At 74.5% G+C, this 7,727-nt stretch carries 8 protein-coding genes; all 8 read right to left on the bottom strand.

What is annotated here, in order from left to right:
• On the bottom strand, nt 1–1,550 hold a 1,550-nt coding region (locus AWH51_RS05610), incomplete at its 3' end, for a PH domain-containing protein (protein ID WP_063071125.1).
• Entirely contained in the window at nt 1,547–2,035 is a 489-nt protein-coding gene (locus AWH51_RS05605) for a PH domain-containing protein (protein WP_063071124.1), read from the bottom strand. The genes AWH51_RS05605 and AWH51_RS05610, both read right to left, overlap by 4 nt.
• Nucleotides 2,036–2,068: 33 nt before the next feature.
• Nucleotides 2,069–2,551 (bottom strand): DUF3180 domain-containing protein, encoded by a 483-nt coding sequence (locus AWH51_RS05600; protein WP_063071123.1) that lies wholly within the window; start codon nt 2,549–2,551, stop codon nt 2,069–2,071.
• A complete protein-coding gene (gene folK, locus AWH51_RS05595) occupies nt 2,548–3,453 on the bottom strand; it encodes a 2-amino-4-hydroxy-6-hydroxymethyldihydropteridine diphosphokinase (RefSeq protein WP_063071122.1) in 906 nt (301 codons plus the stop codon). The genes AWH51_RS05600 and folK overlap by 4 nt, the downstream gene beginning before the upstream one ends.
• Complete coding sequence (locus tag AWH51_RS05590) at nt 3,447–4,157, bottom strand: DUF3592 domain-containing protein (RefSeq protein WP_063071121.1); 711 nt, start codon at nt 4,155–4,157, stop codon at nt 3,447–3,449. Before AWH51_RS05590 ends, folK begins: the two co-directional genes overlap by 7 nt.
• Before the next feature lie 4 nt (nt 4,158–4,161).
• Nucleotides 4,162–5,028, bottom strand: a complete 867-nt coding sequence (gene folP, locus AWH51_RS05585) for a dihydropteroate synthase (RefSeq protein WP_063071120.1) — start codon at nt 5,026–5,028, stop codon at nt 4,162–4,164.
• Between the two features lie 2 nt (nt 5,029–5,030).
• The gene (folE, locus tag AWH51_RS05580) at nt 5,031–5,615 is read right to left on the bottom strand and encodes a GTP cyclohydrolase I (protein WP_063071119.1); all 585 of its coding nucleotides are present in this window, start codon (nt 5,613–5,615) and stop codon (nt 5,031–5,033) included.
• A gap of 4 nt (nt 5,616–5,619) precedes the next feature.
• On the bottom strand, nt 5,620–7,620 hold the full coding sequence (gene ftsH / locus AWH51_RS05575; RefSeq protein WP_063071118.1) for an ATP-dependent zinc metalloprotease FtsH: 2,001 nt from the start codon (nt 7,618–7,620) through the stop codon (nt 5,620–5,622).
• Nucleotides 7,621–7,727: the final 107 nt, after the last annotated feature.

Genomic DNA, 7,727 nt, shown 5'->3' with positions numbered 1-7,727 from the left:
CCCGCCGAGGCGACGGCCGCCGCGACGAGCCGGGTCGACAGCTCCATCCCCGTGACGCGGTCGATGGCGCCGAGGCGCGTGTCCACGGGACCCGCGACGGTCGCCGCGCGCACCGAGACCAGGTCGAGCCGGCGGTCGATCGGCCCCTGGGTGAGGTCGACGCCCTGCGTGCGGGCGTGCGGCACCACGATCAGGCGGCGCCAGATCACGCCGCGGCGCACGAGGAACGCCGAGTCGTCCACGGCGAAGCCCGTGCGGCGCCAGGAGAACGGCTTGAGGATCCAGGCCCGGCGCGGCGAGGTCGTGAACCCGTCGTCCGTGCCACCGCGCCCGGTCATGCCCGTGCCGATCAGCGCGAGCGCGTCCTCCCCCACGAGGTGCGGGAGCACGAGGCCGAGCACGCGGTCGACGTCGCGGCGGTCGCCGACCGGGAGGATCGACGTGTTCTGCTGTCCGGCGGCGCCCGGCGCGGAGGAGTGCGAGGCGCGCGTGATGCGGATCTCCCACCAGCCGGCCGCGCGCCAGAGCAGCGGCTGCACGACCTCGACCGCGTGGATGCGGCCGGGCGGGATCGTGTCGTTGCTCGTGGACAGCAGGCCGAAGCCGACGCGCACGCCGTCGGGCGTGCCGGCGACGCTGTAGCGGAGCGAGCGGGTGATGCGGCGGACGAAGAAGCCCGCGGATCCGATCAGGGTCGGCAGCAGCGGCACGAGCAGGTACCAGGCCTCGAAGCGGACGATCAGCGGGATCCCGACGACCACGAAGAGCACGAGCACGACCGTGGGGCCGGAGAGCAGGACCGCGCCGATCAGCCGCGGGATCGGGATGCGCACGACCGACTGCGGCGGCGCGACGTCGGGATCCAGCTCGGGCGCGAGGAGGTCGTCGACGCGCGAGCCGACGAACCCGCGGGCGGGAGCGGCGGCGCGGGCGGGCGATCCGGCCGCCTCGGCGCGTGCGCCCGACGCGAGCCGCAGGACGCGCAGCCGGAACGCGTCGGCGTCGCGCGAGCGGAGGTACTGCAGCGGCAGGTTGGCGTCGTTGCCCGCGACCTGGATCTCGAGCTTGGCCGCGCCGATGAGCCGCGGCAGGAGCGGCCGCACGATGTTGACGCCCTGGATCCGGTCGAGCCGCGCCCGCCGGTTCGTGCGCGACAGGATGCCGCTGCGGACCTCGACGGTCTCCTCCGTCACGCGGAACGTGTGCAGGCGCCACGACAGGTACGAGATGCCGACCGCGAGCAGGGTGAAGGCGAGGAGGCCGAGGATCACCCAGATCAGGGCGCCCGACTCGACGAGCCACGGGAGGAGGTCGCCCTCGCCTCCGCCGTCGTCCTGACCGGGCACGAACCGCTCCACGAGCTGCTCGCGGAGGGACGAGACGAGGAAGCCGATCGCGACGAGGAACACGACGCCGCCGCGGAGGACCGGCGTGGCGGGGTGGAGGCGGTGCCAGCCGCCGTCGGTGAGCTCCTCGGCGATGCGGGCCTCGACGGCGGGGACGGGGTCGGCGCCGGGGCGCGCGGGATCCGCGGACCCGGCGTCGGTCACAGCCCCGCCCGGCGGGTCTCGGCGAGCGACACGAGGCGGTCGCGGAGCTCCTCCGCGTCGTCGTTCCGGAGGCCGGGGATCTGGATGCTCGCCGACGCCGCCGCGGTCACGAGCTTGAGGTCGGCGAGACCCAGGACGCGGCCGACCGGGCCCCGCGTGATGTCGACGAGCTGCATCCGGCCGTACGGCACCGCGACGATGCGGGTCCACATGATGCCGCGGCGGAAGACCAGGTCGTCGTCGCGCAGCTGGTAGCCCATGGCGCGCACGCGGCGCGGCACGATGACCAGGGTCACCACCAGCTCGACCGCCGCGGCGGCGCCGAGGACGATGCGGAGCCAGCCCGGCGCTCCGACGACGGTCAGGAACACGGCCACCCCGCCGAGGACGAGCGCGGTGATCACGCCGCCCACCAGCTCGACGCCGACCAGACGCGGGGAGACGCGGCGCCACTCGACGCCGTGCGGATCGACGTTCGCGGTCACGGTGCTCCTATCGGTGGGGCGGGGCGGCGCGTCTCAGGAGAGCTCGCGCGCCGGGTCGCCCGGACGGGCGTCGTCGCCGTCGTCGGGCGGGACCGTGCACCACTGCTCGGCGACCAGCCCGGCGACGAGGAGGACGACGGCTCCCACCGTACCGGCCACCGCCAGCCCGACGGAGGACGCGCCGGGCAGCACCGGTCGCGCCAGCACGAAGGCCAGCGCTCCCCCGGTGATCCCGGCGAGCAGCGCCCCCGCGAGCGCGGACGCCTTGGCGAGCAGCACCACGCGCGTGGCGCGGAACGGGTCGACGCGGCCGGGGCGTCGTCCGCGGGTCGTCTGTCGGATGGGCCAGGCGAGCGCGAGCAGCACGATCCCGACGATGAGGAGCGTCGCGCCGAGCGTCAGCGGCGGGACGAGGAGCGGCCGCCCGCTCATGACGAGGGCGTTCTCGACGAACCAGCCGACGGCGGCGCCCGCGATGAGCAGGGCGATGAGCGTCGTGGAGCGGGTGCGCGTCATCGGGTCGCCTCCGCGGGCGCGGGATCGGGCGCGGGATCGGGCGCCTCGAGCGCGGCGAGCAGGGCGTCGACCCGGCCGTGACCCGGCAGCTCGGCCTCGGGATCCGCCTGGAGCCACGGCCCGAGGACGAAGGCGCGCTCGGCGGCGCGCGGGTGCGGGACCGTGAGGCGGTCGTCGTGGATCCGCGCGTCGCCGAACGCGACGATGTCGAGGTCGATCGTGCGGTCGCCCCAGCGCTCGGCGCGCACGCGGCCGAGATCCCGCTCGATGCCCGCGAGCGCGTCGAGGAGGGCATGCGGGCCGAGCGCGGAGTCGACGAGGACGACGCCGTTGAGGTATCCGGGCTTGGTCGCGTCCTCCCCCGCGGGCGTGACGGCCACGGACTCCACGAGGTCGGAGGAGCGGACGACGCGGAGCCCGGGCACCTCGTCGATGCGGGCGACGGCGGCCTCGATGGTGGCGCGCCGGTCGCCGAGGTTGGATCCCACCGCCACGACCGCGCCCACGGGCACCCCCGGCGCGGGCAGGGTCGAGCCGCGCTCGATCACGACGGCCACGTCGCCGAACGGCACGGTGATCGGGGCGTCCGGCTTGTGCACGGTCACGCGCACCCACCGGGCCACGGCGTGCGCGAGGACCACCGTCGCGATCCGCTCGGCCAGCGTCTCGATGAGGTCGACGGGATCGCGCCCGGCCGCCTCCGCGACCTCCTCCGCGAGCTCGCCGTAGTGGAGGGTGCGGTCGAGCTCGTCGCTGCCGCCGGCGGGGGCGAGGTCGAGCGCGACCTCGAGGTCGATCACGAACGGCTGGCCGTCGCGCCTCTCGTGCGCGAACACGCCGTGGTGGGCGTGCACGCGCAGGCCCGTGAGCAGGATGCGGTCGGTCGGGAGCCCGGTCACCATGAGCGGCCCACGACGATGGACGGCAGGTCGCCCGGGTCCGTCGGGTCGTACCAGAGCGGGAGCTTGCCGCCGACGGTGGGCAGGAGCCGGTCGGCGGTCATGACGGTGCGCGTGACGTGGTGGTCGCGGCCGTCTTCGTCGGTGAAGGCGACCGTGAGGCGGGCGCGGACGGCGTCGCCGGATCCGTCGAGGCGCTGCACGGCCGTGACGATCGCGGCGGTGCGGCGACCCGTCTCGGTGACGCGACGGGCGGTCTGGGCGAGGCGCGCGACGCGGCGCTGCACGACGGCCCAGGCGACGGCGGCGGCGATGCCGAGCACCGCGAGCACGGCGGCCACGAGCCCGAGGGCGCCTCGGGATCCGTCGCCGTCGCGCGCACCGGGCGCGAAGGCCAGCGCCCCGACGAGCCCGAGGGCCGTGCCGAGCATGGCCACCGCGACAGGCCAGAGCACGGCGCCGACGGTGGTGAGCACGGGCGACAGGAGCACGACGGACGCGTACGCGCTGCCGAGCGCGCCGAGGAGCCCGAGGACGACGGCGACGACCTTGATCACGACGACGACCGCGCCGGCGTCGGCGCCCAGGTCGGCGGGGAACGTGAGGCCGACGCCGAGCACGACCGAGGAGACGAGCGCGGCGACCGCGACGCGGACGAGGCCCGCCTGCGGGGAGACGACGACTCGGTCCTGGCTCACGGCGCTCATGCTCCTACTCTGACAGACCGGCGACGGCGGATGCCCCGGCCGATGCGGCGGCGTCCGCCCGCCCGCGCGCCCAGGCGTCCTCGACCGCGAGCGCGGCGCGGGTGGAGGCGACGTCGTGCACGCGCACCGCCCAGGCGCCGGCCCGAGCGGACAGCGCGCTGACCACCGCGGTCGGCACGTCGCGGTCCTCGACGGCCGCGTCGGCGGGCAGCAGCCGGCCGAGGAACCGCTTGCGGGAGGCGCCCACGAGCACGCGGTGGCCGAGGTCGGCGAGCCGGTGGAGGGATCCGAGGAGCTGCCAGTCGTGCGCGGCCTCCTTCGCGAAGCCGAGGCCGGGGTCGAGCACGATGCGCGCGGGATCCACTCCCGCCGTCACGAGGGCGTCGACGCGTGCCCGCAGCTCGTCGCGCACCTCGCCCACGACGTCGGCGTAGGTGGCGCGCGTCGCCATCGTGTCGCTGTGGCCGCGCCAGTGCATGGCCACGTAGTCGACGCCGGCGTCGGCGACCACGGCGGCCATGCGCGGATCCGCGAGGCCGCCGGACACGTCGTTGACGATCCGGGCACCGGCGGCGACCGAGGCCTCCGCGGTGGCCGCGCGCATGGTGTCGACGCTCACGACGACGCCCTCGGCGACGAGCGCGCGGACGACCGGCAGCACGCGGGCCCGCTCCTCGTCGGCGTCGACGCGGGCGGCGCCGGGCCGCGTGGACTCGCCGCCCACGTCGACGACGTCCGCGCCCGCGGCGACCATCCGGCGGGCGTGCGCGAGCGCGTCGTCGAGGCCGAGGTGGCGGCCGCCGTCGCTGAACGAGTCGGGGGTGGCGTTGAGGATCCCGAGCACGAGGGGACGGACGCGCTGCGGATCCACGCTCAGCCCCGTCCGCCCGGGCCGGGCAGGAGGGCCAGCACCTCGGCGCGCGCCGACGGCTCCGCGAGCGACCCGCGGGCCGCGATCGTGATGGTGGTGCTGCCCGCCTGCCGGGTGCCGCGCGCGGTGACGCACCCGTGCGTGGCGTCGAGGATCACGGCGACGCCGCGGGCGCCGAGGCCCCGCTCGAGCGCCTCCGCGATCTGCTCGCCCAGCCGCTCCTGCATCTGCGGACGGGAGGCGAGGTCGTCGACCACGCGCGGCAGGCGGCCCAGCCCGACGATCCGCTCCCCCGGCACGTAGGCCAGGTGCGCGACGCCCGTGAACGGCAGCAGGTGGTGCTCGCAGATGGAGCGGAACGCGAGCCCCGTGACGATGACGGGCTGCGGCGCCGCGTCCGTCTCCGGCAGCGGGAACGTCTCCCGCAGGTGCCGGAGCGGATCCGTCCCGACCCCCGCGAAGAACTCCGCGTACGCCTCCGCTACCCGCGCCGGCGTGGTCGCGAGACCCTCCCGGCCCGGGTCCTCGCCGATCGCGTGGATCAGCTCGGTGACGGCCGCCTCGATGCGCGCCCGATCGACGCCCACCGGATCAGGCCGTCGCGGGGCGCGGGAAGGGCGAGCGCTTCGGCTTGCCGGCCGGCGGCTCCGAGTCCACGGCGCCATCGACGACGCCCTGGTCGATGGGCGCCTTCTGCGGCATGGGCACGGGAGGCAGGTCCGACAGCGGGCGCTTGTCGCTCGAGAGCCACTGCGGGCGCGGCGCGAGCTTCTTCACGTCGGCGAAGATCTCGGCCAGCCGCGTGTGGTCGAGCGTCTCCTTCTCGAGGAGCTCGGTCGCGAGGCGGTCGAGCACGTCGCGGTTGTCGTTGATGACCTGCCACGCCTCGTCGTGGGCGCCGTCGAGGAGCGCGCGCACCTCGGCGTCGACCGTCAGGGCCATGTCCTCCGAGTAGTCGCGGCTGCCGCCGAGGTCGCGCCCGAGGAACGGCTCGCCGGAGCTGGAGCCGAGCTTCACGGATCCGACCTTGGCGCTCATGCCGTACTCGGTGACCATGCGGCGGGCCGTGGACGTGGCCTTCTCGATGTCGTTCGAGGCGCCCGTGGTGGGGTCGTGGAACACGATCTCCTCCGCGACGCGGCCGCCCATGGCGTAGGTGAGCTGGTCGAGCAGCTCGTTGCGGGTGACCGAGTACTTGTCCTCGAGCGGCAGCACCATCGTGTAGCCGAGGGCGCGGCCGCGGGGGAGGATCGTGACCTTGGTGACGGGATCCGTGTTGTTCATGGCCGCCGCCGCGAGCGCGTGACCGCCCTCGTGGTACGCGGTGATGAGCTTCTCGTGGTCGCGCATGATGCGGCTGCGGCGCTGCGGGCCGGCCATGACGCGGTCGACGGCCTCGTCGAGCGCGCGGTCGTCGATGAGCTGCGCGTTCGAGCGGGCCGTGAGGAGCGCGGCCTCGTTGAGGACGTTCGCGAGGTCGGCGCCCGTGAAGCCCGGCGTCTTGCGCGCGAGGACCTCGAGGTCGACGCCCGAGGCGAGCGGCTTGCCGCGCCCGTGCACCTCGAGGATCTGCTTGCGGCCCTGCAGGTCGGGGGCGTCGACGCCGATCTGCCGGTCGAAGCGGCCGGGGCGCAGGAGCGCGGGGTCGAGCACGTCGGGCCGGTTGGTGGCCGCGATGAGGATGACGTTGGTCTTGACGTCGAAGCCGTCCATCTCCACCAGGAGCTGGTTGAGGGTCTGCTCGCGCTCGTCGTTGCCGCCGCCCACGCCGGCACCGCGGTGGCGGCCGACCGCGTCGATCTCGTCGACGAAGATGATCGCCGGCGCGTTCTGCTTGGCCTGCTCGAAGAGGTCGCGCACGCGGCTCGCGCCGACGCCCACGAACATCTCGACGAAGTCGGATCCGGAGATGGAGTAGAAGGGCACGCCGGCCTCGCCCGCGACGGCGCGCGCGAGCAGGGTCTTGCCGGTGCCGGGAGGGCCGTACAGGAGCACGCCCTTGGGGATGCGGGCGCCCACGGCCTGGAACTTCGCGGGCTCCTTGAGGAAGTCCTTGATCTCCTCCAGCTCCTCGATGGCCTCATCCGACCCGGCGACGTCGGCGAACGTCACCTTCGGGGAGTCCTTGGAGGCGAGCTTCGCCTTCGACTTGCCGAACTGCATGACGCGGTTCCCGCCGCCCTGCATGCCGGAGAACATGATCCAGATGAAGAACCCGATGAGCAGGAGCGGCAGCAGGATGCTGAACGCCGACAGGAGCCAGCTCGGCTGCGGCACCTGGTCGTCGAAGCCCTCGGACGGGTTCGCGGACGTGATGGCGGAGACGATCTCGCCGCCGCGCTGCGCGACGTAGTTGAACTGCACCATGGTGCCGTTCTCGCCGTCCGGGTTCGCGAGCGTGAGGTCGACCCGCTGCTCGCCGTCGATGATCTTGGCGGAGGCGACCTTGCCGTCCTGGATCAGCTCGAGGCCGTGCTGCGTGGTGATGGTCTTGTAGCCGGACCCGGTGATGAGGGTGAAGCCGACCGTGACCACGACGATGGCGAGGACCACGATGAGGATCGGGCTGCGGAGGATTTTCTTGAAGTTCATGAGTCTCGGGCGCGGGCCCGGCACCTTTCTGCCCGTGCCGCGCCGTACGGCGACGAGATGTTCCGAGGATACAAGCGGCTGTATGAGCGCGGCCGCGGTGTTCGCCG

The sequence above is a fragment of the Clavibacter tessellarius genome, assembly GCF_001618005.1.
GTDB classification, from domain to species: Bacteria; Actinomycetota; Actinomycetes; order Actinomycetales; family Microbacteriaceae; genus Clavibacter; species Clavibacter tessellarius_A.
This window is presented reverse-complemented; position numbering and strand designations above follow the sequence as displayed.

Excerpts from the sequence above, each read along its gene's own strand:
- AWH51_RS05590 (WP_063071121.1), bottom strand. The coding sequence starts at position 4,157 with ATGAGCGCCGTGAGCCAGGACCGAGTCGTCGTCTCCCCGCAGGCGGGC.
- folK (WP_063071122.1), bottom strand. The coding sequence starts at position 3,453 with ATGGTGACCGGGCTCCCGACCGACCGCATCCTGCTCACGGGCCTGCGC.
- AWH51_RS05600 (WP_063071123.1), bottom strand. The coding sequence starts at position 2,551 with ATGACGCGCACCCGCTCCACGACGCTCATCGCCCTGCTCATCGCGGGC.
- ftsH (WP_063071118.1), bottom strand. The coding sequence starts at position 7,620 with ATGAACTTCAAGAAAATCCTCCGCAGCCCGATCCTCATCGTGGTCCTC.